Annotated in this window: 24 protein-coding genes, 1 tRNA gene and 2 riboswitches; of the genes, 9 read left to right on the top strand and 16 right to left on the bottom strand. The window is 66.8% G+C overall.

The annotated features are described in order from the left end of the window. Nucleotides 1–70 precede the first annotated feature (70 nt). Nucleotides 71–901 carry an inositol monophosphatase family protein gene (locus ASG86_RS05095; protein ID WP_056331183.1) on the bottom strand — a complete coding sequence of 277 codons (831 nt, stop codon included), beginning with the start codon at nucleotides 899–901 and terminating at the stop codon, nucleotides 71–73. A gap of 32 nt (nucleotides 902–933) precedes the next feature. On the opposite strand from ASG86_RS05095, the gene ASG86_RS05090 reads away from it, so the two are divergent. Next, the gene (locus tag ASG86_RS05090) at nucleotides 934–1,560 is read left to right on the top strand and encodes a hypothetical protein (protein WP_056331181.1); all 627 of its coding nucleotides are present in this window, start codon (nucleotides 934–936) and stop codon (nucleotides 1,558–1,560) included. Here ASG86_RS05090 and ASG86_RS05085 read toward each other — a convergent pair. Continuing rightward, complete coding sequence (locus ASG86_RS05085) at nucleotides 1,557–2,324, bottom strand: DUF998 domain-containing protein (RefSeq protein ID WP_056331178.1); 768 nt, start codon at nucleotides 2,322–2,324, stop codon at nucleotides 1,557–1,559. The genes ASG86_RS05090 and ASG86_RS05085 overlap by 4 nt on opposite strands. 83 nt (nucleotides 2,325–2,407) lie before the next feature. On the opposite strand from ASG86_RS05085, the gene ASG86_RS05080 reads away from it, so the two are divergent. From ASG86_RS05080 to ASG86_RS05070, 3 genes are all read left to right on the top strand, one after another. Further along, nucleotides 2,408–2,480: transfer RNA gene (locus ASG86_RS05080), tRNA-Arg, on the top strand. Between the two features lies 1 nt (nucleotide 2,481). Further along, nucleotides 2,482–2,961 carry a DUF6314 family protein gene (locus tag ASG86_RS05075; RefSeq protein WP_442854289.1) on the top strand — a complete coding sequence of 160 codons (480 nt, stop codon included), beginning with the start codon at nucleotides 2,482–2,484 and terminating at the stop codon, nucleotides 2,959–2,961. Next, on the top strand, nucleotides 2,958–3,410 hold the full coding sequence (locus ASG86_RS05070; RefSeq protein WP_056331175.1) for an NUDIX hydrolase: 453 nt from the start codon (nucleotides 2,958–2,960) through the stop codon (nucleotides 3,408–3,410). Before ASG86_RS05075 ends, ASG86_RS05070 begins: the two co-directional genes overlap by 4 nt. Here ASG86_RS05070 and ASG86_RS05065 read toward each other — a convergent pair. Beyond that, nucleotides 3,407–5,320, bottom strand: a complete 1,914-nt coding sequence (locus tag ASG86_RS05065; protein WP_056331172.1) for an ABC transporter ATP-binding protein — start codon at nucleotides 5,318–5,320, stop codon at nucleotides 3,407–3,409. The genes ASG86_RS05070 and ASG86_RS05065 overlap by 4 nt on opposite strands. 2 nt (nucleotides 5,321–5,322) lie before the next feature. Then, the gene (locus ASG86_RS05060) at nucleotides 5,323–6,984 is read right to left on the bottom strand and encodes an ABC-F family ATP-binding cassette domain-containing protein (RefSeq protein WP_056331171.1); all 1,662 of its coding nucleotides are present in this window, start codon (nucleotides 6,982–6,984) and stop codon (nucleotides 5,323–5,325) included. A 250-nt stretch (nucleotides 6,985–7,234) separates the two neighbouring features. Between ASG86_RS05060 and ASG86_RS05055 the strand changes: the two genes are divergently transcribed. Together ASG86_RS05055 and ASG86_RS05050 are read left to right on the top strand one after the other, a co-directional pair. Further along, entirely contained in the window at nucleotides 7,235–7,966 is a 732-nt protein-coding gene (locus tag ASG86_RS05055; RefSeq protein WP_056331168.1) for a hypothetical protein, read from the top strand. After that, entirely contained in the window at nucleotides 7,963–8,700 is a 738-nt protein-coding gene (locus ASG86_RS05050) for a hypothetical protein (protein ID WP_056331165.1), read from the top strand. The genes ASG86_RS05055 and ASG86_RS05050 overlap by 4 nt, the downstream gene beginning before the upstream one ends. A 210-nt stretch (nucleotides 8,701–8,910) precedes the next feature. Here the strand turns inward: ASG86_RS05050 and ASG86_RS05045 are convergent, their stop codons facing one another. The 10 genes from ASG86_RS05045 to ASG86_RS05000 form a co-directional block, all read right to left on the bottom strand. Then, nucleotides 8,911–11,943 (bottom strand): alpha-mannosidase, encoded by a 3,033-nt coding sequence (locus ASG86_RS05045; RefSeq protein ID WP_056331162.1) that lies wholly within the window; start codon nucleotides 11,941–11,943, stop codon nucleotides 8,911–8,913. Nucleotides 11,944–12,066: 123 nt separating this feature from the next. Then, nucleotides 12,067–12,945 (bottom strand): formate dehydrogenase accessory sulfurtransferase FdhD, encoded by an 879-nt coding sequence (gene fdhD / locus ASG86_RS05040; RefSeq protein WP_056331159.1) that lies wholly within the window; start codon nucleotides 12,943–12,945, stop codon nucleotides 12,067–12,069. Nucleotides 12,946–12,995: 50 nt separating this feature from the next. Next, nucleotides 12,996–14,534, bottom strand: a complete 1,539-nt coding sequence (locus ASG86_RS05035; RefSeq protein WP_056331158.1) for a molybdopterin molybdotransferase MoeA — start codon at nucleotides 14,532–14,534, stop codon at nucleotides 12,996–12,998. Next, nucleotides 14,531–14,827, bottom strand: coding sequence for a DUF6457 domain-containing protein (locus tag ASG86_RS20925; RefSeq protein WP_056331155.1), 297 nt, complete (start codon nucleotides 14,825–14,827; stop codon nucleotides 14,531–14,533). The genes ASG86_RS05035 and ASG86_RS20925 overlap by 4 nt, the downstream gene beginning before the upstream one ends. Further along, nucleotides 14,824–15,549, bottom strand: a complete 726-nt coding sequence (gene mobA / locus ASG86_RS05025) for a molybdenum cofactor guanylyltransferase (protein WP_056331152.1) — start codon at nucleotides 15,547–15,549, stop codon at nucleotides 14,824–14,826. Before mobA ends, ASG86_RS20925 begins: the two co-directional genes overlap by 4 nt. 116 nt (nucleotides 15,550–15,665) lie before the next feature. Further along, nucleotides 15,666–16,166 carry an HNH endonuclease gene (locus ASG86_RS05020; RefSeq protein WP_056331149.1) on the bottom strand — a complete coding sequence of 167 codons (501 nt, stop codon included), beginning with the start codon at nucleotides 16,164–16,166 and terminating at the stop codon, nucleotides 15,666–15,668. Nucleotides 16,167–16,432: 266 nt separating this feature from the next. Then, nucleotides 16,433–17,206 carry an NlpC/P60 family protein gene (locus ASG86_RS05015; protein ID WP_056331146.1) on the bottom strand — a complete coding sequence of 258 codons (774 nt, stop codon included), beginning with the start codon at nucleotides 17,204–17,206 and terminating at the stop codon, nucleotides 16,433–16,435. Nucleotides 17,207–17,369: 163 nt separating this feature from the next. Beyond that, nucleotides 17,370–18,056: a C40 family peptidase gene (locus ASG86_RS05010; protein ID WP_056331144.1), complete on the bottom strand. Its 687-nt coding sequence runs from the start codon at nucleotides 18,054–18,056 to the stop codon at nucleotides 17,370–17,372. Between the two features lie 70 nt (nucleotides 18,057–18,126). Next, nucleotides 18,127–18,307, bottom strand: a riboswitch (cyclic di-AMP (ydaO/yuaA leader). Between the two features lie 128 nt (nucleotides 18,308–18,435). After that, nucleotides 18,436–19,257, bottom strand: a complete 822-nt coding sequence (locus ASG86_RS05005) for a M23 family metallopeptidase (protein ID WP_082566679.1) — start codon at nucleotides 19,255–19,257, stop codon at nucleotides 18,436–18,438. A 12-nt stretch (nucleotides 19,258–19,269) separates the two neighbouring features. Continuing rightward, nucleotides 19,270–19,481, bottom strand: a riboswitch (cyclic di-AMP (ydaO/yuaA leader). A 146-nt stretch (nucleotides 19,482–19,627) separates the two neighbouring features. Beyond that, a complete protein-coding gene (locus ASG86_RS05000; RefSeq protein WP_056331139.1) occupies nucleotides 19,628–20,323 on the bottom strand; it encodes a metal-dependent transcriptional regulator in 696 nt (231 codons plus the stop codon). Between the two features lie 293 nt (nucleotides 20,324–20,616). Here ASG86_RS05000 and serC point away from each other — a divergent pair, with 293 nt between their 5' ends. After that, entirely contained in the window at nucleotides 20,617–21,747 is a 1,131-nt protein-coding gene (gene serC / locus ASG86_RS04995) for a phosphoserine transaminase (RefSeq protein ID WP_056331137.1), read from the top strand. Nucleotides 21,748–21,807: 60 nt separating this feature from the next. On the opposite strand, the gene ASG86_RS04990 is transcribed toward serC, so the two are convergent. Both ASG86_RS04990 and ASG86_RS04985 read right to left on the bottom strand, forming a co-directional pair. Further along, complete coding sequence (locus ASG86_RS04990; RefSeq protein WP_056331134.1) at nucleotides 21,808–22,359, bottom strand: DUF3027 domain-containing protein; 552 nt, start codon at nucleotides 22,357–22,359, stop codon at nucleotides 21,808–21,810. A 6-nt stretch (nucleotides 22,360–22,365) separates the two neighbouring features. Further along, a complete protein-coding gene (locus ASG86_RS04985) occupies nucleotides 22,366–22,749 on the bottom strand; it encodes a cold-shock protein (RefSeq protein WP_056331132.1) in 384 nt (127 codons plus the stop codon). A 225-nt stretch (nucleotides 22,750–22,974) separates the two neighbouring features. Between ASG86_RS04985 and ASG86_RS04980 the strand changes: the two genes are divergently transcribed. After that, nucleotides 22,975–23,208: a hypothetical protein gene (locus ASG86_RS04980; protein ID WP_056331370.1), complete on the top strand. Its 234-nt coding sequence runs from the start codon at nucleotides 22,975–22,977 to the stop codon at nucleotides 23,206–23,208. 10 nt (nucleotides 23,209–23,218) lie between these two features. Further along, nucleotides 23,219–25,687, top strand: coding sequence for a helicase-associated domain-containing protein (locus tag ASG86_RS04975; protein WP_056331368.1), 2,469 nt, complete (start codon nucleotides 23,219–23,221; stop codon nucleotides 25,685–25,687). Nucleotides 25,688–25,691 lie beyond the last annotated feature (4 nt).

The raw sequence follows: 25,691 nt of genomic DNA, 5'->3' as shown, positions 1-25,691 counted from the left end.
GGTGGGACCGACAGCGCCTTCCAGCCTGTGGATTACTCCCCGTCGCGGGGAACCGCACCGGGCAGCCGCCTCAGCTGACCGAGCCTGACTGGAGCGCCGCACGCAACTGATGCACCGCCGTCGTTCCTCCTGCCAGGAACCACTCCAAGCCGTTGACGCGGACGGTATCCACGGCGCCGCCGGCGGCACGGACGATCGCCTTGCCCGGCAGCCAGTCCCATTCCGGGCAGCTGTGCTGGAACCAGCACCCCAGCTGTCCGTCCGCAACACGGCCCAGGTCGCAGGACCCGGAGCCCAGCATGCGGAGGGACGCCGCGGAGGTGGCGGCGGCGTGCCAGGGCATGGCGCACATTGGGTCCATCAGCCAGGTGGGGTGGATGTAGGTGGCCGCGCCAAGTTCGGCGACACTGGTGGCGTTGCGTTTGCCGCCGTCATCGCTGAAAACGGTAAGGAGATCGCCGTTCATGGTGGCGGGCCGGTCGCGGCCGCCGAGCCACAGCTTGTCCTCCTCCGGCTGGAAAATGGCGCCCAGCACTGCGTCGCCGCGGTCCTTGAGGGCGATGGCGGAGCACCAGTAAGTGGAGCCGTGCAGGAAGTTGTAGGTGCCGTCCACGGGGTCGATCACCCAGGTGCGGCCGCTGGTGCCCTGGACGGAGGCGCCTTCCTCCCCCAGGATGCCGTCCTCCGGCCGGCAGCGCTGCAGCTGCTCCAGAACATAGGCCTCGGCTGCGTGGTCCGCTGCTGTCACAACGTCCGAGACGGAGGTTTTTTGTTCCGACTGCAGGCCGGCCATGCGCATGAGGAGCGCCAGCTGCCCGGCTTCACGGACCAGCGCCGCCGCCAGCTCGTAGTCGTCCAGTGAGGGGTCAAGAACAGCTGCGCTGTGTCGGCCAGTGGTCATGGCTTCAGTTTATGGGGCGGGATAATGGTGCCATGGCCAAAACCCCTGCCCAGCGGATCAAGAAGCACGGCGCCAAAGCGGTTGTACCGCAGCACCAGCTGCCACCGGTGCTCAACCCCACCACCAACCGGACGCCGGAGAAGGCGCAGGGCAACAGCAACCTGATCGTCATTGCGGGCGTGGTGGCCAGCCTGTTCCTCTTCTGGTACCTGCACCTGCTGACCCTGGACCAGCTCACGCAACTCACCAAAGGCCTGTTCATGCCGGATTCACTCGTCGGCGGCTTCGATCCCGCCTACATCGGCCGCCTGCAGGGGGAGATGAACGGCGACGCCCTGGGCCAGCTGAACTACGTCCACAAGACCGCCGGAACCCTCTTCCCGCTGATCTTCGGGTTCACCTGGCTGCTGCTCATTGGGACCAATGTGGCGCGGAAGGCGCTGCGCTGGGCACTGTGGGCCGTGCCCATGCTGTTCGTGGTGGTCCGGTTGTGGGGAAACGTTGCCATTGACGCCATGATGGCGTCGGAAGGTCCCGACGCCGGCCAGGTTGCCCTGGCGTCCGGCCTCACCGTTGCCGGCTGGGTGCTTTTGGTGTTGAGCCTTCTGGCCGGGGCCGCAGCGGTGTTCCTGAACAGGCGGACACGGAACCAGGCCTAGGCGGCAGTTACCCGGGCGGCAGCAGCCCGCCGTTCCTTCCGGTGCCGGTGCACCCGCTGTGCAATGACCAGCCCGGAGGTGGCCATGCCGACGGTCACGGGATATCCCATCAGCCGTTCCAGTGTCCCGGGCTCCGGAACCATCATGTGTGTCAGGCCGCCCGTCGCCACCGCGGCCAGGGAGACGGCGCCGCATGCCAGGATGAACCACGCCATGCCCGTTTTGCGGAGCCAGAGCAGGCCGAGCACCAGCAGGGCAGCGCCGCCGGCCAGGAAGTACGTGACCGCACCCCAGTAGTGCCATGGGGAGCCAACGTCCTCGGGCACCAGGCCCACCACCACCGTCCCGGCGCCCGCGGCACCCGTGAGCAGCCGGACCGCGGCGGCGGCGAGCCACGGCTCCTTCCGGCCCCAGTTGATCCGGATACCGGGCCGGGCTGCCACGCGCAGCAGCCCCGACGTCAGCAGCAACGCCCCCACCAGCATGCCGAGCCCCTGGACCACGAACGAGGCATTCATCAGCCAGTTCAACGGGGAGCAGACGTCCCGGCCGGAGAAGGTCCCGCAGTGGAGGGCGCCCAGATCGCTGATGTACCCGGTGCGCAGATCGTAGGGGCGGGGCCCGGCCCATGCCATGGCCACGGCGGCCTCCGCGGCGAAATACTGCAGCACGCTCAGGATGGCCCAGGCCCCGATGTACTGGCGGGTGGAGGCAACATTCGGGATGAAGGCGGCGGCGGGAGCGGCAGTGGGGGCTGGACTCATGCCTTGAGCGTAGTACGGCCCCGCACCTTGTATGCTTGTAACCGTGTCCGGACGGACCGGCCCCGCCGAACCACCGGACACCCGCCCTCGTAGCTCAGTGGATAGAGCACGGCTCTCCTAAAGCCGGTGTCGTTGGTTCGATTCCAATCGAGGGCACTTGAAATCTCCTTCCCCGGAGCCAAGCCTCCGCGCCTACCTCCTGGGCGGCGGCCCAACAGGCCACCGCGGGCAGCCGGGGCGCTGGCGGCTTGAGCGGGACCTCCTGGACAGGTCGGACGGCACCCGCGGAACCTTTTCCGGCGTCGTCCTTTTCACGCCTACGGACGACGGCGGCCTGGACCTTCGCGAGGAAGGAACCATGCACTGGCCTTCTTTCACCGGCCCCGCGTCACGTGAGTACGTCCTGAAACGCGCGCCGCGGCCCGATGCGCTGGACGTGTTTTTTCCCGACGGCAGGCCGTTCCACCGGATGAGCTTCACCCCGGACGCCAGCCTGGACAGCCACTGGTGCGATCCGGATACCTACCGCGTGTCCTACACCCGCCAAGGCCCTGACCAGTTCAGCTTCAGCTGGGATGTGACCGGCCCCCGCAAGGACCTGCTGCTGGTCTCACACCTGGAAAGGATTCCCGCGTGAAGGACCGGATTGTGGTCTCCGCCGTCTGCGTGTTCGATGACGCAGGCCGGCTGCTGACCGTGCGCAAACGCGGAACCGGTATGTTCATGCACCCGGGCGGCAAGCCCGAACCGGGTGAGACGGCGGTTGAGGCCGCAGCCCGGGAGCTCACCGAAGAGGTGGGGATCGTGGTGCCGCCGCAGGAGCTTGAACTGATGGGCGTCTGGATCGCGGACGCCGCGAACGAGGCCGCCACCGACATTGAAGCCACCGTGTTCATCGCGCCGGGCACGTGGACGGCCAGTCCGGCGGCCGAAATCGCCGAGATCCGCTGGCTGCACATCCTTGAGACGGCCGGCGACGTGTCCCTCCCGCGGGACCTTGCCCCGCTGCTGACGGACCACATCCTGCCCCTGCTGGCGGCCCGTGCCATGCCGGGAGCGGCGCAGGCTCCGCCGCCGCGCCGCTAGAACTCGGGCACGGCTTCCTGTGCCACGGCGGTGGCCTCCGCGAACTGCGTCCGGTAGAGCTCGGCGTAGCGGCCCCCGGCGGCCAGGAGTTCGGTGTGGGTGCCGCGTTCCACGATCCGGCCGCCTTCCACCACCAGGATGGCGTCGGCCGCACGGACGGTGGACAGCCGGTGGGCAATCACGACGGCGGTACGCCCCTCGAGTGCCGCACCCAGGGCTGCCTGCACGGCGGCTTCGTTCGTTGAGTCCAGCGCGGCGGTGGCCTCATCGAGGATGACGACGCGGGGCTGGGCGATGAGGAGCCGGGCGATGGTCAGCCGCTGGCGTTCGCCGCCGGAAAGCCGATAGCCGCGCTCCCCCACCACCGTCTCCAGCCCATCGGGCAGCGACCTGATCATCGTCTCCAGCCGGGCCTGGCGCAGGACGTCCCACATGTCCTCTTCGCTCGCCCCTGGTTTGGCCAGCCGAAGGTTGGACGCGATGGTTTCGTGGAACAGGTGGCCGTCCTGGGTCACCATGCCCAGCGTGTCGCGCAGTGAATCAAAGGTGGCATCGCGGACGTCCAGCCCCGTCCCCGGCGCAGTGCCGCCGAGCCGCACGGCGCCCGAGTCGACGTCGTACAGCCTCGACAGAAGCTGGGCGATGGTGGACTTGCCGGCGCCGGAGGAACCAACCAGGGCAACCGTCTGGCCAGGCTCCACCCGGAAACTGACGCCGTGCAGCACCTCCTCGCCGCCGCGGGTGTCAAGGGTGGATACTTCCTCCAGTGAGGCCAGGGATACCTTGTCCGCGGAAGGGTAGGCAAACCGGACGTCGTCGAATTCCACGGACACCGGACCGGCCGGTACCGGCACTGCGTCCGGCTTCTGCTGGATCAGCGGCTGCAGGTCAAGGATTTCAAAAACGCGTTCAAAGCTGACCAGGGCACTCATGACTTCCACCCGGGCGTTGGACAGCGCCGTGAGCGGAGCGTAGAGCCGGGTCAGCAGCAGTGCCAGGACCACCACGTCCCCGGGCGCCAGCTGGCCACCCAGGGCGAGCCAGCCGCCCAGGCCGTAGACCAGCGCAAGTGCGAGCGCGGACACCAGGGTCAGTGCGGTCACGAACGTGAACTGCAGCATCGCCATGCGGACGCCGATGTCACGGACCCGTCCCGCACGTGCAGCAAATTCGCGGGATTCATCGTCCGGCCGGCCGAAGAGCTTGACCAGTGTGGCACCCGGGGCGGAGAACCGCTCCGTCATCTGGGTGCCCATGGCGGCGTTGTGTGCGGCAGCTTCCCGGCGCAGGTCGGCCAGCCTTGAGCCCATACGGCGGGCGGGAATCAGGAAGATCGGCAGCAGGACCATGGCGAGCACCGTCACCAGCCAGGACGTATTGAGCATCACGGCCAGCGTCAGGACCAGCGCCACGGAGTTGCTCACCACCCCGGACAGCGTTCCGGCGAAGGCGGACTGCGCCCCAATGACGTCATTGTTGAGGCGGCTGACCAGCGCGCCCGTGCGGGTCCGGGTGAAGAAGGCGATGGGCATCCGCTGGACGTGGTCGAACACCCGCGTCCGCAGGTCCACGATCACGCCTTCGCCGATGGTGGAGGACAACCAGCGGGTCAGGAGTCCCACCCCGGCCTCCCCCACAGCCACGATCGCGATCAGCACAGCCAGCCAAATAACGGTTCCAGTTGCGGCCTTGGCGATGATGGCGTCAACCACCTGCCCGGCCAGCACCGGCGTGGCGACTGCCAGGAAGGCGGCAGCGATGGAGGACAGCACGAAGGCGATGAGCTTGCCCTTATGCGGGGCGGCAAAGGCCAGTACCCGTTTCAGGGTTTCCTTGGAAAACGGCTTGGAAGCGCTCTTAGCGGTGCTGATGTTGTAGAGCGAACTCCAGGCCACGCGGTCCATGCTCATGATTACTTCTCCTGGCTTGCAGTGTGGTGGAGTTCCTGGACCGTGCCGTTTTCCAGGTGCCACCGGTAGTCGAGTCGAACGTTCTCCAGCAGCCGGCGGTCGTGCGTCACCAGCAGCAGCGCTCCGTCGTAGCTTTCAAGGGCCTCTTCCAGCTGCTCAATGGCCGGCAGGTCGAGGTGGTTGGTGGGTTCGTCCAGCACCAGGAGGTTCACACCACGCGCCTGGAGCAGCGCCAGGGCCGCCCGCGTCCGCTCCCCCGGCGACAGGGAATCCACGGTCCGGGACGTATGGTCCGCCTTGAGGCCGAACTTGGCCAGGAGGGTGCGGACGTCGGCGCTGTTCCAATCCGACAGCACGGCTTCCACCGCGTCGCCCAACGGCAGGCCGCCATCCAACAGCCCGCGGGCCTGGTCTATCTCGCCGACGGCCACGTTCGCACCCATGGAGGCATCGCCGTCGTCCGGCGCCTGGGTGCCCAGCAGCAGCCGCAGCAGGGTGGACTTTCCGGCTCCGTTCGGGCCCGTGATGCCCACGCGTTCACCACCGTTGAGCTGGAGGTTGACAGGTCCCAGCGTGAAGTCACCCTGGCGTGCCACGGCGTTGCGCAAAGTGGCGACGACGGCGCTGGAGCGCGGTGCCTGGCCGATGCTGAACTGGAGCTGCCATTCCTTCCGGGGCTCCTCCACGACGTCCAGCCGGGCGATCCGGGACTCCATCTGCCGGACCTTCTGCGCCTGCTTTTCCGAGGACTCGGTACTGGCGGCGCGCCGGATCTTGTCATTGTCGGGGTTCTTCTTCATGGCATTCCGGACACCCTGTGAGCTCCACTCACGCTGGGTCCGTGCCCGGGACACCAGGTCCGCCTTGGTGGCGGCGAAATCCTCGTACTTTTCGCGTGCGTGCCGCCGCGCAACCGCTCGTTCCTCGAGGAAGGCGTCGTAGCCGCCGTCGTAAACGGCCACACTGTTCTGGGCCAGGTCCAGCTCAACCACGCGGGTCACGCAGCGGGCAAGGAACTCGCGGTCATGGCTGACCAGCACCACCCCGCCGCGCAGCCCCTTCACGAAGGCCTCCAGGGTGGCCAGGCCCGCAAGGTCGAGATCGTTGGTCGGCTCGTCCAGCAACACCACGTCGAAGCGGCTCAGCAGGAGGGCAGCCAGGGCCACCCGGGCGGCCTGGCCGCCGGAAAGACCCGTCATCAGCGCTTCGGGGCCGGCGTCCAGCCCCAGTTCTGCCAGCACGGCAGGAATGCGGTCGTCCAGGTCGGCGGCGCCCGAGGCCATCCACCGGTCGAAGGCATGGGCGTACGCATCGTCAGCGCCCGGAGCGCCGGAACCCAGTGCTTCCGCCGTGGACTCCATGTCCACGGTTGCTTCCGCGCAGCCGGTCCGGCGGGCAATGTAGGCCGCCACCGTTTCCCCGGCAACCCGCTCGTGCTCCTGCGGCAGCCAGCCCACGAAGGCGTCGGACGGGGCGAGGCTCACGGTGCCCTGCTGTGGCTGGTCGACGCCGGCAAGGAGGCGGAGCAGCGTCGATTTCCCGGCGCCGTTGGCGCCCACGACGCCCACAACGTCGCCGGGGGCCACCGTCAGCGAGAGGTTGGAAAAGAGCACCCGGTGGCCATGGCCACCGGAGATGTCTTTGGCAACAAGGGTTGCAGTCATGGATTCGTCCTTTCGCCGCTGCCCGGACAGCCATCGGCGGCCGGAAAATGCGGCGCAAACCGGGCCGCGACGCCGCTGGGGCTGCAGGACATAGAAGAACCCGCTGGTCCGGACTTGGGGGGTGTACGGACCAGCGGGCTCGACCATCAACTATAGACGAACCGGCACAATGGGCAAAATCGTCCGTCACGGTGGGCCCCCGGGGGCACGGTAAAATCATCCGCACCACCCGTTCTGCAGAGAGCCCTCCATGACCCTTTCCGCCAAGGCGTTCCAGCGCTGGCTGCAAGGCATCGCGCCCGATGCCAGCACTGCAGACGTCTGCAGGGTCTCCGGGATCAAGCGGACCACGCTGGCACAGCAGCTGGTCCGGGGCAAGGTTTCCGTGAGCACAGTGGTCAGCATCAGTCGCGCGTACAAGATCAATCCCGTCGCCGCGCTGGCCGGATTTGACGCCTACACCGCCTTGGCGGGCCCGCAGCGCCCACCCACCAGGAGCGAACTGGTCAGCCAAGTTTCCACCCCGGACCTTCTCCGGGCGCTGCTGGCCCGTCCGGCCATGGACGCGGCTTTGGGTGCAGCCGCCCCGGCCCTGAGCGCTACCCCGCACGCCACCTCTGTGAAGAACTGGGTGGATGCAATAGACGACGGCGAGGTGCGGCACCGCGTTTCGGCCTCCACAGGAGTGGCCCCACAAAACTATTCCGCCCAGTTGACCGCCAACCGGCTGTCCCCCGAGCTTGCTGTCGCCACTGCGCTGGCAGCCGGAGTGGGGCCGGCGGGCGGGCTGGTGGCCACCGGAATCATTACGGAGGAGGAGGCCGGCTGGCCTCCCGGTGCCCGGCAGGCTGCACTGGACAGCCTCGCCGATGGAGAACTTACAGCCCTTGCCGGAGACCGGCTTCAGGCAATGGGCAAAGTGCTGCGCCGCCAGGAGCAGGACCAAGCGCAGACAGAAAAAATATGGGAGAACCTGGGATGATCGAGACCCTTCAATGGACCACGCTGGCGATATGCGCCCTTACTGCGGCGGCCCGCATCCCCAGCACCCTCCGGGGCGAGAACCGCTCCCTCTTCGGCATTTTCGCTTTGATGACCCTGGCCATCCTGTTGAGCATCCAGGCGCCCTACATCGTCATCGACCAAGCCTTGGGCGGAATCAACCTGGCCAACCTGCTGCTGCGCTTCGTCATCTTTGGCACCATTTTCTTCATGGGCATCCGGATTTCCAGGGGCTTTGGCGCAGACAACGCATATCGTCTCATCACCGGCCGGACCGGCATATTGGTCCTGCTCGTTGTCTCGGCGGTCATGATTGCACTGTTTTTCTCCATGGACACCGCCGGATCCTCTGCGGGGCTCCAGGCCATATCCGCTAAAGACGCGCGTCATTTCGCGCTCGTTGAGTACTACGGCGCGGCGGGACGGGCCTATCCCGCGTTCGTTGTCCTGGCCCTGGTGCCGGCCATGGTGCGCGCTGTGCGGGACCGGCTCCCCATCCTGGTGCGCGTCGCTGCCGCGCTGCTGGCAGTCGGCGCAGTGGCGGTGGGCCTCACGCTGCTGTTCCCGGTAATCCCACCCGAACTTGGCCAAGTAGAGTTCATCATTAACTACACGGCCATACTGTGCTTTGTGGTCGGGCTTGCCCTGATCTGGGTCGCAAAGGTGGTCAACGCACGTACGGCGGGACAGCGCAGGACATCCAGCGAAATGTAACGTTCAGCTGCTTTCACAAATTCATTAGAATGTGAAACAATCATGAATGTGTGAAGGCGGGGCCGCCCAAGCGTTTTCGAACGGGGATAAATTCAAGGCGCTGGCCGCCCCGGGGGCCTTTGCACACATTGGGGGGATGAGTGGTGGCGGATCGTTGGGGACCGCCCCCACTCAGCCTATTTAAGGACCTGAACTGCCGTCGCGCACTCGCTATTTCCGCGTAAACCTCATCGTCACCAGCTGGAACGGCCGGAGCGTGAGCTGGGCGCCATTCTCCGCAGGAACAATTCCGGGCGCGTCGGTGGGGCGTTCCAGGAGGTCCGTCGGCACCGCGCCCTTCATCGGGAAGTTGGCCGTGAGGGTTCCGGCAGATCGTTGTCCAAGCGACTCATAAAGCCTGACCACCACATCGCCCGATCCGTCCTGGGCCAGCTTCACGGCTTCAATGACCATGGCGGGGTTGCTGACGGAGAAGAGCGGCTCCGCCGCGGAGCCACCTCTGGCCAGCCGCGGCGCAAGGTTGGTCCGGTACCCTTCCTGGACGGCGGCGGCAATGTCGGCACCGGGGCGGACGGTGATTGTCAATTCGTGCTGGCCGCGGTCCGCGTCGGGGTCGGGGAACTTCGGAGCGCGCAGCAGGGACAGGCGCACGGTAGTGGTGGTCCCGCCGTCGGATTCCCTGATGGTCCTGCCCACGTCATGGCCGTACGTTGATGCGTTTGCCACCGCCACGCCGTACCCGGGTTCACCTACGTGGATCCAACGGTGGGCACAGATTTCGAACTTCGCGGCCTCCCATGAGGTGTTGGTGTGGGTGGGCCGGAAGACGTGGCCGAACTGGGTTTCGGCGGCCGACCGGTCCGCACGCACGTCGAGGGCAAAGCCAAGCTTCAGCAGCTTTTCGCGCTCCTGCCAGTCCACGGCGGTGGCAATTTCCAGTGAAGGGCTTCCGGGGGCCAGCGTGATGCGCTGGGTCAGCGGAGAGCTGCCGGCCAGCCGTTCCACCACCACCACGGCGCTGCCGCCTTCACTGGCCAGCCGGACCGACTCCGCGTGGACCAGCGGTGTGACGTTGCGCCGGTAGAACTCATCAATGTCCCAGGCATCCCACTCGTTGGGGGTGTCGCGGTGAAGCTCCAGCAGGTTGCCGCGCTGGCCGGGAGCGACGGCCTCACGGCCACTGGCATGGTCGCACAGGGAGGCGAGGAGTCCGTCCGCGTCCACCACGGCCCGGATTATTCCGTTGTCCAGGATGTAGCCGCCGTTGTGGGCTGTGGCCTGCACCGGGTCCGTGGCCGCCAAAGCCTCACCTGCAGCCAGCGCCCTTACCCCGTTCCGTTCATGCGGTGCCGCGTTGAGGAGGAACTGCCGGTCACCCGGGCCCAACATCGCGGCAGCAGCCCGGCTGATGATTGCCTCGAGCGCGGTTTCGATGGCCTGGTAGTTCCGCTCGGCGTCCTGGTGGACCCACGCGATGGAGCTGCCGGGAAGGATGTCGTGGAACTGCTGCAGCAGCACCAGTTGCCAGAGGCGCTTGAGCTCTGCCTCCGGGTAGTCGAAAGCGCCGCCCGCCCGGACCGCAGCCGTGGCGCACCACAGTTCCGCTTCACGCAGCAGGTGCTCACTGTGCCGGTTGCCTTTCTTGGTCCCGGCCTGGCTGGTGTAGGTGCCCCGGTGCAGCTCCAGGTACATCTCCCCCACCCATACGGGCAAGGCCGGGTAGTCTTCCTCGGCCTGCCGGAAGAAACTCTCCGCTGAGCCGATCCTGACTTTGGGTGATCCCTCCAGGTCCGCGGTCCGGGCAGCCGCCGCAAGCATTTCGCGGGTGGGTCCGCCTCCGCCGTCGCCATAACCGAACGGCACCAGTGACACGCTTCCGCGGCCGTGGTCCCGGTAGTTGCGCTCGGCGTGGGCCAGGTCCCTGGCGCTCAGGTCAGAGTTGTAGGTGTCCACCGGGGGAAAGTGGGTGAACAGCCGGGTGCCATCGATCCCTTCCCAGTTAAAGGTGTGGTGCGGCATCCTGTTTGTCTGGTTCCAGGAGATCTTCTGGGTGAGGAACCACCGGCTGCCGGCGGCTTTAACGATCTGCGGCAGGGCGGCGCTGTATCCGAAGGAGTCCGGCAGCCAGGCCTCCCTGCATTCAATGCCGAATTCGGCCAGGAAAAAGCCCTTGCCCTCGACGAACTGGCGCGCCATGGCTTCGCCGCCGGGCATGTTGGTATCGGATTCCACCCACATGCCGCCCACGGGGACGAACTGGCCAGCCCGCACCTTTTCCCGGATCCTGCTGAACAGCTCCGGGTACAGCTCCTTGATCCACTCCAGCTGCTGGGCAGAGGAGCAGGAGAAGACGAAATTCGGGTCTTCATCCATCAGGGCCACAACATTTGAGAATGTACGGGCGCATTTGCGCATGGTTTCGCGGACTGGCCAGAGCCATGCCGAGTCGATGTGCGCATGCCCCGTGGCAACCAGTTGATGCGAGGACGCGTACGCGGGCCGGGCCAGGACTTCGGCTAGAGCTTCCCTGCCTGCCGCGGCGGTGCCGGCAACGTCGTCCGGGTCCATCACGTCCATCATGCGTTCAAGGGCCCGGAGGATCTCATGGCGGCGGGGAAGCTCCAGCGGGAGTTGCTCCATGAGGCCTGCCAGTGTCCATACGTCCTGTTGGAGTTCCCAGACACACTGGTTGAGTTCAGCGATGGCGATGCTCCCCAGCCGGTACTGCGGCGCTCCTCCGGCCGTCGCCTTGTCCCCCAGCGGGGTGGCGGCAAAGGTCCAGCCCTGCGCCATGTCCGGGTTTGCGGCTGCCTCGACGTAGAAGTCCACCGCCATGCCGCCGCCCAGCAGCTTCAGCGGAATGTACTGGTTACGGGGTGAGATGGCCTTGATGATGGTCCCGTCCGGCCGCCAGGCAATGCCCTCGCACTGGAACCCGGGCGCCTCCGTGGTGAACCCAAGATCCACCACCACCTCAACGGTGGTGTCCGGGCCGTCGCCCCAGGATTCGGGCACTTCTCCTTGCAGCCGCAGCCAGGTGGTGCCCCAGGGCCGGCCCCATGCTGCGCCGTGCTCCTGCGGCTGGAACTCCTGGCGCATTGCTTCGAGCGCGGGGACCGGTTCGCCGGGAGCTTCCCAACTGCTCAGGGCAAGGGGAACCGTCCGGCTGTAGACGGCAGGGGCGATGCGCTCGCGCACAAGCCTGGCCAGGCGGACTTCCGTGATCCTGCGGTCGTCATGCAATATGAATCCTCTTTAGGCTCGTGGCTGGATCATTGCGTCCATTCGATGGACAAATCTACCCGCTGGCAGCACCTCAACCAACCCCCTTCCAAGGCAGGCTTTGGCCATCGCGGCAGAGGTGGCCTAAGCAATGGGCACGGCGGGTGTGGGGCGCAGGATCCGTGCGTCCCCGGCGTAGACGTTGAAACTTGTTTCCCGGCTGAAACCCGCCAGGGTCAGCCCGTTCGCCTCCGCCAGCTCCACCGCAAGGCTGGAAGGGGCACTGACAGCCGCCAGGACGGGAATTCCCGCAAGGGAAGCTTTCTGGACCAGTTCGAAGGATGCCCTGCCGGACACCTGGAGCACGGTTCCGGTCAGCGGCAGGAGGCCCTCGCGCAGTGCCCAGCCCACCACTTTGTCCACGGCGTTGTGCCGCCCAACGTCCTCGCGCAGGCACAGGAGCTGCGGTTCGCCGTCGTCCCCAATCCTGAACAGGCCCGCCGCGTGCACGCCCCCGGTGTCCTCGAAGACACGCTGGGACTTCCGCAGCAGCCCGGGGAGGGCGGCCAGGACTTTGGCATCCACAGTCAACGGGTCCGCCCGCGGGCTGAAGTGGGAGGACTTCTGCACGGCTTCGATCGAGTCGGTTCCACAGATGCCGCAGGAGCTGGAAGTGTAGACCTTGCGGCCAGTGTGGGGAAGCGGGACGTCCGGCCGCAGCTGGGCTTCCACCACATTGAATGTCTGGACGCCGTTTTCGTCCTCCCCGGCACAAAAACGGAGCGAGACCAACTGCTCCGGAGCCCAGATGACGCCCTCCGACACCAGGAATCCGGCCACCAGGTCAAAGTCGTTCCCCGGAGTCCGCATGGTGACCGAATAGGAAAGGCTCCCCAGCCGGATTTCCAGCGGTTCCTCGACGGCGAGGACGTCCTCGCGATGCCGGACCGGGTATTCCTGGGCCCCCGGCGAACCGTCCAAAACATACTTGTGCACTTTGCGGCGCTGGGTTACTCGTCCCATGTTCCACCCTGCCTGTTCATTACTCCATCATGGCACCAACGGGGCCCGCCTCAGCCCAGGAGCGCGCTCCAGTCCACGGGTCCACTCGCTGCTGGTTTGCCCTTGGGCTGGGCGCCCCGGGCGTTGCTGCGCGGTTTGGTTTTGGCCGGGTCCTCCTGCCGGCGGGGTATGGGCGGACCCCATGGCAGCGCGAATGCGGGCACCGGCTCCCCAAGCTGCACGCCATGCGGGGGTACTACCAGCACACCGTCGGCAGCGGCCAGTCCCCTCATCATTCCCGGGCCTGTATGTTGTGCCGGGGAGGCCATGCCATACAGCAAACGGAACGGCATCAGCCTGGTACGGCCGGGGTCCGGTTCGATCATCGTCCCGCAGGGCACTTCCTCCACCGCCGGCATGGCGCGGTGCCCCAATGCGGCCAGCAGCGGGGCGCCCACGGTGGAAAGGGCCATCATGGCCGCCAGCGGATTTCCGGGAAGTCCCAGGACAAAGCGTCCGTCCGGCAGTTCGGCGAGGACCGCGGGGTGGCCAGGCCGCATGGCCACCCCATCGATGATGAGGCGGCCGCCCAGTTCAGCCACCGCCCGCCGGAGGTGGTCCGTCCCCGAGCGCCCGGTGCCCCCCGTCGTGATAACGACGTCGGCCGGCAGGTCCGGCGCGCCCGGCACCTCCGGCAGCACGTCCTCGAGCGCAGCCAGCCATTCGTCGTACGAGTCGCCGATCCGCTGCTGCCCGCCCGGGATGCCGCCCAGCATTGCCACAACGTCCGGCATTTGCGGACCGAAGGTGTCGCGCACCTGGCCCGGTGCCGGCGTGCCGTGTTCCACCACTTCGGACCCGGTCAGCACCAGGCGCACCACGGGCTTCCCCTGGACCTGCAGTTCGTCGTAGCCGGCCAAAGCGGCCAGCGCCAGGTGGGCCGGATTGAGTTCCACTCCCGCTTTGACCAGGATGTCCCCCTCCAGGGCTTCTTCCCCGGCCTTCCGGATGTGCTCCCCCGCGCGGGGTTCGCCGGGGCGCGCCTTGCCTCCGGTCATCACGACAGGAAGTCCCTCATCGTCCCGGCCAAGGACTGCACTCTCGGTGCGGAGAACTGCCTTGCCGCCGGCGGGGATCAGCCCGCCGGTGGCGATGGGGCTGGCTTGGTGCGGCGCCAGCCGGGTGCCGGGCTCCACCGGTATCCAGGGGCCGCTTCCGTTGACCACCCAGCCGTCCATGGCCGACGAGGCGTAATGGGGCATGTCCTGGAGGGCAATGATGTCCCTTTCGAGTTTGCGGCCCAAGGCGATCCGCAGGGGCACAGGCCCCGGGGGAATCGGTGTTGCGGCGTCGAACGCAGCTTGCCTGGCCTCTTCCCAGGTATGCGCCAGATGGTGATGGGCTGCATGCCCTTCTTCAGCTGACTGGGCATCGGGAGCACCCGATTCTCCTGTACTCGATTCCGGGATGCCGGATTCAGAGGTGCCACGGTCAGCGATACCAGATTCAGTCAGCCACGGTTCGGTGGCTCCCCCTACCGCGGTGTCGGCAAAGGGTCCCGCATCACTGCCAGATGGTGCCTCCGGATCGCCCTGGGGTTCTGCAGTCATTCGCCGGGAGTCCCGGCGGCGGCCTCGGCCTCGTAGTCCTTTGCCAGTGTGCGGGCAACGGCCAGTGCCGCGTCCATTGATTCGGCATCCATCTCCCTGCCGGGAGCAGCAGCCAGGCCTGCAGCGAAGCCGGCAATAAAAGTGGTGAGCGGAGCCGCCGGCCGGACAACAGCGTGGGCGGCTACACCTGCAAGCGCCAGCACCGCATTGACGTCCACCTGGACATCCTCAAGCTTGTACGCCTGGAGAAGGGCCCTGCACCACTCTTCCAGCGTTTCGTCCTGGCTCTTCACGAATTGCCTCCCACGTTTGTTCCGCCCGAATGCCGGTCCTGGCCTTCATGCTGGTTCCCGGCGGCAATCCCCAGCGCGGCAACGTCATCCCAGGTATCCACATCGGCTGTGGATCCGGCGGGGACTGTGACAAGCTGCACGTCCAGACTAGCAAGGAGAGCCCTGACAGAGCCGTTGACCAATGCGTCGCGGGCCGCAAGGGCCTTGCAGGCTTTAGTTAACTCAGACGTGCGGTAAAAACCTGCCAACGGCTGGGCCCTGCCGTCTTCGGCACAGGCCATGACACCTCCGGACGCCCGTCCCATGGAGGCGCCCAATGCGTCGAGCAGCGCTGCCACCGCCTGCGATGCCAACGGCATGTCGCAGGCCAGCACCAGGGTGTAGGGCGGCCCGCCACCGACGCCCGTCCTTGTATGGTGTGCCGCCAGCGCCTCCAGTCCGGCTGCGATCGCAGCCGCGGGGCCGGCGAAGCGCGGTTCCTCCCGGCAGGTCAAAAGGGTGGCAGGCCAGGCCGGCAGGGGCTGCGCGACGGGTGGCCGGTTTGGCAGGAAATCCGTGTCACCAACAACGACAGTAAGCCCGGCCCCCGCGGCAGCAGCCACAGCGCGCTCCAGGAGGGTTTGGCCCTGGAAGACCAGCGACTGCTTGGGCGTGCCGCCCAGCCGCGATGACTTCCCGCCGGACAGGACCACGGCGTCAAAGGCAAGGCTGCTCACTTCCACTCCCCCAGCCTAGTCACCGGCTCACTGGACGGCAGCACGCGAGGTTAAGGGCGGTCTGAGAGGTCAGGGCGAAACGACAAGTCACGCCACAGACAGGTCGATGCCGGGGCAGGCGGTCAGGCAGCCCGTTCCGGAAGCAGGAACGGATCCCAGGCCGGGGTGGGCTTCTCCAGCTCCTTGATCTGCCAGATGGTCCCGTGCGGAGGTTCCGGGACGAAGCGCAGGGTCCATCCCATCTCGGCGGGAGTGTGATCGCCCTTGACGTTGTTGCACCGCAGGCAGGCGGCCACCAGGTTCTCCCACGAATCAGCCCCGCCCCGGGATTTCGGGTGCACATGGTCAATGGTGTGCGCCGCTTTCCCGCAGTAGGCACATTTATGCCCGTCGCGTCGGAGCACTCCCCTGCGGCTGACGGCCGTGGAGTGGTTGTACCGGGGGCGGATGTAGCGGTTGAGGAGGATCACGGACGGGCGCCCCAGGACGTCGGTGGGGCCCACCACGGGGTCGTCCCCTTCGGCCACCACACTGGCCTTGCCTGTAAGCACAAGCACCAGCGCCCGGCGGAAAGTAATAACCGCCAGCGGTTCATATCCAGCATTCAGAACGAGAGTGCGCATGCACTTACCTCTTCACGGCCGCACCCGTCAGGGGCACGAGGGCCGGCTGCCCTCGGCATGTCCGGGCTATGGATCGACATCACAAGAGTAAACAAAGAAGTGCAGAATCAGGTAATTTCCGCCCGGGAGTCCTTCCACCGCCGATACGCCAAAAAGGGTGCCTTCCCCGTCGGCGGCACCCATTAAACGCCGAAGACCCCCGCCTCGATGACGGGGGCCTTGGGACATTTTGAGGCTGGCGGCCGTTCACGCCAGCGCCGGAATGCCTAGTTGACGCGGATGAAGACCGGGCCGGATCCAACGTTTGCGCTGAAGACCACGGTCTGGTTTCCGTTGTAGCCGCCGTGGACGGCCATGCCGTTTCCTGCATAGACAGCGATGTGGGCCATGCCCGCGCCACCGTCAGCGTAGTAGATCAGGTCGCCCGGCTGTGCTTCGGCTGCACTCACGGTGCGGCCCAGGGACAGGTAGCCGGCGGGCCAGTCGTGGAAGTGGATTCCGACAGCGGCCAGCGAGTTGGTGACCAGCATGGTGCAGTCCTGCATCACGCCGAGCTGGGCGTACGCGGCAGAGAGGATGGCCGCACCCTTGCCGCTGGCGGATGCCTGGGCTGCGGGAGCGGCAGGAGCAGCGGCGGTGGCAACCTTGGCCGTGACCTTGGGAGCAGCAGCGGGCTGGGCCGCAGGAGCGGGAGCGGCTTCCTGCACCTCAACCTCGGGCTCAGGCTCGACGACGGGAGCCGGCGTGGTGGTCACGGCAGGCTTCTCGTAGCTGATGGAGATGGTGGAAGCCGCCGAGATCGGGGCGTCCACGGCGGATTCAACTTCCAGCGCGGAAGCAGGAGCGGAATCGCGCTTGACGTTGGCGTCGGCAGCGTTGGCAGCGATGCCGCTGGTCAGGACCAGGCCGGACGCTGCGGCAATAACCGCAGCCTGGCGGCCCATGCCGCCTGCGTTGTCGCTGACAGCCTTGGCAATGACAGCGATCGAGTTGGTTTTGGTGACCTCGGCGCGATGCCGTGCGGTGGCACGAGTCGTCATCAGTTCTCTCTTTCGTTTTTCCCTCGAGCCGCAGGTAGGCAGGCGAAGGGTGATGGACGCGCCGGCATCTTGGGGGTACGCCGGCGCATCCCGAACGGGGATGTGGTTTTTAGCGAAGAAGCTTTGGGCAAAGAAAAAGCCCTTGGAACGCGTTGCCCAAGAACTATTTGCTGTAGTGGTAGTACGTGGAGGAACCGGTGGCTGCCGGCGAGTGGAGCAGCGTGCCCTGCGAGGGGTTGAGTGCGCTGATCATCATGCCGTTGCCGACGTAGATGCCGACGTGCGCGCCACCGTTCTGGACAACCAGGTCACCCGGCTGCGGTGCCGAGGTGGGGGTCATGATGTTCCACGCGTTGGTGCGGGGGATGCTGATTCCGGCCTGGGCGTAAACCCACTGCACGAAACCGGAGCAGTCCCAGCCTGTGACGGGGCTGGTGCCGCCCCATACGTAGGAGTGGCCGATGCCGGTGTAGGCGATGGCGGCAATGCCCGAGGTTGCCGCAGTGGATACAGACTCTTCCGCCTTGGCGGCCGGGGAAGCCTCCTGGCCCGCAGTGGCGGTGTTGGCGGCGCGGTTCGCTGCTGCCGTGGACTGGGTACGTACCGCTTCAACCTTGGGAGCGGCGGTGGTCTTGACGACCGGACGCTCGAAGGACACCGTGGCCGTGGGGGCAGCCGTGACGGCGAGTGCCGTCTGGGCCGAACCGGACTCGGTGGAGGCAGAGACACCGGCAGTGGTGTCAGCTGCCGTGGCGGGCAGGCCCATGCTCAGGATGAGGCCCGAAGCGGCTGCCACAACGGCAGCCTGGCGGCCTACGGTCCCGGCATTTGCACTGACAGCCTTGGACACGGCGTCCAGGGGGTTGGTGCGAACCGTTTGCGCACGGTGGCGCGCAGAATGATGGCGTGAAGACACGAAGGTAGCCTCTCCCAATGCCTGCGAGGTGAGCTGTCGGATTCGGATGGGAGTCACCCGGCCACGCTGCTTCCTGGGAAGCTTTGTGACTTAACCCCAAGGCCTTCCGGAAATGAAGGCCAAAATTGGTTCCCCCGCCCCTGCCAGACGATGAAATGCGAACGGACCTTGAGCGGTGGCAGAGTTAGGCAATCCACTCAAGAGCGTCAACTTCGGAAAAGTTGACGCGAGTTAGACGGTACAGCAGTTTTGCTTCAATGTCACATTCAGGTCACGGCGGGTCACGGCGATCTGAGAGTGAGCAATCATTCGGTTACAGCCAGCCCATCGGATCGACCACTTCGCCATTGACCTGGACCTCGAAGTGCAGGTGGCATCCGGTGGACGCTCCGGTGGTGCCGCTCAGTGCCACGACCTCACCGCGGGAGACGGTCTGGCCCACCTTGACGTTGAAGGACGAGAGGTGGTTGTAGGTGGTTTCCAGCCCGTTGCCGTGGTCGATGACCACCCGGTTTCCGCCACCGAACTGGTGCCAGCCCGCGAAGGTGACGGTTCCTGTTGCGGCCGCCAGGACCGAGGTGCCGCACTGCGCCACGAAGTCCTGGCCCCTGTGGAAGTCTCCGGAGCCTCCGGTGATGGGGCTGACCCGGTAACCGAAAGGGGAAGCGGTGGCGAGGGACGACAGGGGTGCGGCCAGGGTGCCGGCCGAAGCGGCACGGGTGACGGAGCCGGCGGACTGTGCGCTCAGCAGCTGCTTCAGCTTTCCATCCGGGTCCGCCTGCGTGACCACGGCGGAGCGGCTGAAGTCAACCTGGGCTCCAACATCAGCGGAAATCTGCGGCTGCGGGCTGACAGCCGAGGCAGCCATGGGGGCATTGCCGGCGGAGTCCGTTGCCATGACGGGACTCGTGGCGGGCACTGTGACCGTCAGCACCAGGCCTGTGGCGGCAAGGGCCATGCCGGCTTTTTGGCCGATGCCGCTGGCGGCGGCAAACTCCGTCATCTGCCGGAAGGGACCCCGGCGGCGGCGCGCATCGCGATGCAGGTCGCGGGGGCGCTCCGCTGCGACGACTTCGGCAACCCGGGGTGCCGAAGGGGGGCCGGCCGCGCGTCGGCGGCCCCGTTGGGTCTGCATGGTCAAGAAGGGTTCCTCTCTGGAAGAAGCCTGCGGAGTTAGCTGTCGGATTCGGGTCAGAGAGTTCAAAGACCCGGCCCGTCGTAGGCAAGCTTCTGCACAGGGGTATTCCCGGAAGAATCCTTCACTGGAGAGGCTTGCTGCTGACGGACTTCACCCCAAGGCAGTCCCCCGCTGCCGCTTGTGGTTCCCCCGCCTCTGCCAGTAACGAACTCGTTCACCTGGCCCGCTGGCAGAGCTCGGCTCCGGGTCAGGTAACGCTTATGTATCAACGCTTGGTTCCACTATAGGGGCTTAAGTCCCTAGGTAACAATTCCGTTACCTTTGCGTGGAAACCCCTGCCTGGGGTATGGAAGGTGCCGGATCAGTCCTAGTTCAGGGCAACGAAGACGTGCGCAGCAACCTCGGGCGGCAGTTCCAGCGCCCCTTCAATTCCCGCGACCCGAACGGAAATGTACTCGCCCACGCGTTCCAGCGTCACCGCAGCACCAGGCCGGATTCCGCCTTCGTCCAGCTGGGCCAGCAGTTCCGGTTCCACCTGGATGGGCTCCGCCAAACGGCTGATGGTCACGCCCGAGGCGGGCGCGTAGTTCTTCATTGCTTCCACCAGGCTGATGGCTCCATCGGCAAAGCCGCGGCCCGCCTGGCCTCCCAGCGCTGCGAGGCCGGGAATGGGGTTGCCGTAGGGCGATTCGGTGGGGTGGCCCAGCATCTCGTAGATGCGCCGCTCCACCCGCTCGCTCATGACGTGTTCCCAGCGGCAGGCTTCGTCATGGACGTAGGCCCAGTCCAGGCCGATGACATCTGCCAGAAGGCGTTCGGCCAGCCGGTGCTTGCGCATGACCTCTGTGGCGCGCTTGCGGCCCGTATCCGTGAGTTCCAGGTGGCGGTCACCGGAGACGACGACAAGTCCGTCCCGCTCCATGCGGCCGATGGTCTGGGAGACGGTGGGCCCGGAGTGGCGCAGACGTTCGGCGATACGGGCCCTGAGGGCGACGATGTTTTCTTCCTCAAGCTCCAGAATGGTCCTGAGGTACATCTCCGTAGTGTCGATCAGATCCGTCATCCAGCTCAGCTCCTCGAGCGCAGTACCTTGCGTTGTCCCACCGTATCGCCTCTTCCCGCGAAGTAGTCCGGGGGAAAGCTTAGCCTATTTTGACTTTGTCCGAATAGCTGCGGTCAAAGGGCTGGGCCGTACGGGCACGTCTCACTGTCCGGACTATGACGTGCCCGGCTCCCGCCCCCGGCGGCGGTTCAGGCAGAATGGGAGTGGCCTGCAGCCCAGCCACCGCGCCCTGCCGGCCACCACTGCCCGCCCTTCCGGACCATAGCTTTCGTCCCCGCCGAATTGGAGCACCTGTGAGCGACACCAGCATCACGATCCCCGCCGACCTCCTGCCCCAGGACGGGCGGTTCGGGGCCGGCCCGTCAAAGGTTCGGCAGGAACAGATCGACGCGCTGGCAGCGGCTTCCAGGACGATCCTTGGCACCTCGCACCGGCAGGCCCCCGTCAAGAACCTGGTCGGGTCGGTCCGGGAAGGGCTGAGCCAGTTTTTCCGGGCGCCGGACGGCTATGAGGTGGTCCTCGGCGTCGGCGGCTCCACCGCTTTCTGGGACGTTGCCAGCTTCGGTCTCGTGGAGAAGAAAGCCCAGCACCTGTCCTTCGGTGAGTTCGGGTCCAAGTTCGCCGCCGCCACCAATAAGGCGCCCTTCCTCGAAGCCTCCTCGATCATCAAGTCCGAGCCCGGCACCCGGCCCGCAGCCCAGGCCGAGGCCGGCGTGGACGTCTATGCCTGGCCGCAGAACGAAACCTCCACAGGCGTCGCAGCCCCTGTCCAGCGGGTATCCGGGGCCGACGAGGGATCACTGGTCCTGGTGGACGCCACATCCGCGGCCGGCGGCCTGGACGTTGACGTTGCACAAAGCGATGTCTACTACTTTGCCCCCCAGAAGAACTTTGCCTCCGACGGCGGCCTCTGGCTGGGCCTGTTCTCCCCCGCAGCGCTGGAACGTGCTGCCGCCATCAAGGCCGGCGGCCGCTGGATCCCGGACTTCCTGGACCTCCAGACCGCCATCGACAACTCCCGCCTGAACCAGACATACAACACGCCGTCGCTGTCCACGCTGGTAACCCTGGATTCGCAGGTCCAGTGGCTGAACTCCAACGGCGGCCTGGACTTCGCCTCCAAGCGGACCGCCGATTCCGCCGGCCGCATCTACAGCTGGGCCGACGCCTCGGAGTTCGCCACCCCGTTCGTCACCAACCCGGAGGAACGCTCCAACGTCATTGCCACCATCGACTTCGACGAGTCGGTTGACGCGGCCGCCGTGGCCAAGGTCCTGCGCGCCAACGGCATTGTGGACACCGAGCCGTATCGGAAGCTGGGCCGCAACCAGCTGCGCATCGCCACCTTCGTGGCCATCGAGCCCAACGACGTCTCGGCGCTGCTGGCCAGCATCGACTACGTGGTGGGCGAGCTGCGCAAGTAAACAAGGTTAATGCACGACGGCGCCGCCCGGGTTTTCCCGGGCGGCGCCGTTTGTTTGTGGTCAGGAAGTCTTTGCCTCGTCGCCAGGCTCCGCGACGTCCCCAGGCTCGCCGCCGTCGTCGTCAGGCTCTTGGCCGCCGGGTTCCCCCTGCCCTGCCGGCAGCTCTTCCGGAGTCCCTTGCCCTGGCTCCTGCTGTTCGGGCTCCTGCTGCTGCTCGTCCTCGGGACGGACGCGTTCGGCCCACGGCACCCACTCCGGGGCCAGGATGGATTCCTCGGACGGCAGCAGGCCCAACTCGTTGACCGTGACCGCCTTGGAGCGCGAGTTGCGGGTCAGCACCGCGTACCACTGCCAGCCCATATAGCCGGGCAGCCGCGACTCGAACAGGTGCGTGACCAGCCGGTCGCCCTCGCTTTTGGCTGCCAGGTGCGCCCCGATGGTGCCGGCCGGGGTGATGCCTTCCACTGCTGTCCGGGCAGTGTCCACCGCCGCGGCCAGGAAAGCGTCGGGCTTGCCCGTACGCCACACGGGCACGCCTGCCTTGCGCTTGGGCGGAGTCTTGGCAGCCTGCTCCTGCACTGGCGTGCCCGGCTGTTCAGATTGGGGGTCCATGGGCGCCTAAACGTCCAGCTCGTCGGCGACCTTGCGCAGGGCGGCAGCAATGGCCTTGCCCTTGTTGCCGTCCGGGTACTTTCCCTTGGACAGGGTTCCGGACAGGTTGTCCAGGACGGTCACCAGGTCCTGCACCAGCGGGGCGAGGTCCTTCGCGCTGGGGCGCTTGGCCTTGGCGATCGACGGTGTCTTATCCAGCACCCGCAGGCCCAGGGCCTGGGCGCCCTTGCGGCCGTCCGCCACCCCGAATTCCACCCGGGTGCCCGCTTTCAGTTCCGTCACTCCATCAGGCAGTGACGACTTGGGCAGGAAGACCTCCTGGCCGTCTTCGCCCGCGAGGAAGCCAAAGCCCTTGTCCTTGTCATACCACTTGACCTTGCCGGTAGGCACGTAATCAACCTTCTTCGTTCTGCTGTCATGAGACACGGCCCGCTGCCACCGCGTCCGCATTGTTGTGCGGGTTCAGGGTATGGCCAGCGCAAACCGTGTTGGTCTGTATCCTTCAAGGTTATCCTGCCGCATGCCCTAATCATGCTTCCGGCCGCACCGTTCCGCCCCAGGCGCAAGCTCCCCGGCTTTCACGGGCGGCAGTCCGGCCGCTGTACCGTTACGTCCATGACTCCATCGCGTTACCGGCGGCCGTTGATGGTCCTCGCCGCAGTTATTGCCGTACTTTCCCTCGTCGCTGTGGGAACAGTCATGGCCCTGGCCTTCGCGGACTCCGTTGCCCCCGCATGGGTCACCTACTCGGCCCTCTATGGCCTGCCGGTGGCCTTCATCCTGATGCTCCTGCTGGTCCTGGACGGCGTTGCCGCCCGGCGGCGGGCGGGGAAGCGGGAGCCGCGGTAACGTTGAACTGATGTCCCTCATTCGTGCGCTCGGCAAGGACCTGGAGGCGCGCAGCAACGACTCGTTGCGCGCGTTGTTCGCCGCGCGGCCGGACCTCATTTCCCCGCCTGTTCCTGACTTCGCGGCACTGGCGGCCCGGGCCAGTTCGCGGGTCAGCGTGCAGCGTGCCCTGGAGCGCCTCAACCGGCCGCAGATGCAGGTCCTTGAGACCCTCCATCTGTGCACCAATACAGATACCGGCCACAGCGCCTCGGCGGAGGGCCTCCACCAGCTGATCCGGGGTGCATCGCTGGCCGTCATCGAGCAAATCATGGGCACCCTGCAGGAACTTGCCCTGGCGCATCCTGCCGTTCCCCCGCACGGCACCCCTCCCCCGGCTGACGGTCAACACTTCTATCTCCCTGTCGGCTCCCTCAAGGACGTGGTGGGAATCTATCCCGCCGGGTTGGGCCGCAGCTACACGGAACTGGTCCGCCTGCAGCCGGCCTTCGCCCAACGGGTGGTCCAGCTGGTCTCCGAGCTGCACCGCAGCGGATTTGCCATCCACGATGCCACCACGCCCATGGAGGCGGCCCTTGCGCTCCAGCACTGGACCTCCTCCCCCGAGGCACTGCGGGACATCCTCGCCAAGGCTCCGGAACGGACGACGGCGCTGCTCGCCAAGTTCCGCAACTGGGCCATGGGTGCCGTCCCCCAGGCGCAACGGAAGGCATCGGTCACCACGGAAGGCGCCGACGTCGGGCCCGTTGACTGGCTCCTTGCGCGCGGGCTGCTGGTTCCGCTGGACGCCGCCCACGTGGAACTGCCGCACAGCGTGGGGCTGGCCCTGCGCGATGGCGCGATCATTAACGATTTCACCCTCTCACCGCCGGTTCCCGAGTTGGGCAGAACCACCTCGGCACTGCGCAGGAACGCAGCACTCAGCGCCATCTCGGAAACCCTGCGGCTGGTCTCCGAACTGCTGCATGCCGTGAAGGAAACCCCGCTGGCCACGCTGCGCAGCGGCGGGGTGGGAGTCCGTGAGATGCGCCGCCTGTCCGACCAGTTGCGCATCGACCAGGACGCGGCTGGCCGGTTGCTGGAGCTGTGCGGGCTGGCAGGGCTGATCCGCCTCGACGTCGACTCGTCCTCATGGGTGCAGCCGCCGCAGCTGGAGTGGCTCTTCCTGCCGCGGCAGGAACAATGGCTGTGGCTGGTGAACGCATGGCTCGCCAGCGAGCGCGTGCCTTCCATGGTGGGCCAGCCCGTGAACACGGTACCCGGGGGCCCGTCCCGGGGCGCATCGGGAACCACCATCGCGGCATTGTCCGCCGGGGCGCAACGGCCGGACGCGCCCGTGGTCCGCAAGCGCATCCTGGAGATCCTGCACGACCTCACGCTGGAAGCCGAAGGGCCGGACGGTGCCGTGCCCGTCCTTGATGCCGCTGCGGTCCTGGAGCGTGCGGAATGGTCACAGCCGCGGATGGCCCGGCGGTTCAGTTCCCTCATCCGCGGGGTCCTCGCCGAGGCTGAACTGCTGGGCCTGGTGGGGTCGGGTGCCCTGAGCCAATTAGGGAGCGCTTTCGCCGAAGACAATCCCGATGCCGCCCTGGCCATCCTGGGCGAGCACCTGCCGGCCGCCCTGAACCACGTGCTGCTGCAGGCCGACCTCACCGCTGTTGCGCCCGGCTACCTCGCTCCCGCCCTGACAGAGCAACTCCTGGTCATGGCCGACGCCGAGGGGCAGGGCCCCGCCACCATCTACCGGTTTTCGGCGGCGTCCATTAAACGGGCACTCGACCAGGGCTACGACGCCGCCGGCCTGCTGGCCTTCCTGCGGGAACACTCCGCCACCGCTGTTCCCCAGCCGCTGGAGTACCTGGTGGAGGACACCGCTTCCCGGCACGGCAGCCTTCGGGTGGGCCAGGCCTCAAGCTTCATCCAGAGCGATGACGAAGCAGCGCTCCGGGAGTTGCTGGCGGGACCCAAGGCGGCGCAGCTTGGCCTGGCCAGGCTGTCCCCCACGGTTTTGACGTCATCGGCACCACCGCGCGAACTGGCCGCCGCACTCCGCAACCTGGGCCTGTCCCCGTCCGTCGACGGCGCCGAACCCGCCGGGCACCTGCGGCGGCCTGCCACAGCACAGGAAAGCCCCCGTCCCGTGTACACCGCTCCGGGAATCGCGCCGCCGGCCGAGGAGGTCGAAGCCCAGCTGGACGTCCTGCGGCAGGCGGGCCCCGCCGTCGGACACCACTCCGGTGCGGACGGCGAGGCAGCAACCCAGCTGGGGCTTGAAGCGCTGCAACGGGCCATCCGGCTGAAGCAGCGCATCAACATGAACGTGGTGGACAACCTGGGGAATGCCAGCCTGGAAGTTGTTGTTCCGCTCTCTGTAAGCGGGGGCCGGGTCCGCGTGTTCGATCCTGCCAAGGACACCGAACGGGTCCTGTCCGTCCACCGCATCATCGACATCGAGGCCGCAGAGGAACTGCGCCAGTAAAGGA

Origin of the sequence: Arthrobacter sp. Soil764, from assembly GCF_001428075.1 — a bacterium.
GTDB lineage: Bacteria > Actinomycetota > Actinomycetes > Actinomycetales > Micrococcaceae > Arthrobacter.
This window is presented reverse-complemented; position numbering and strand designations above follow the sequence as displayed.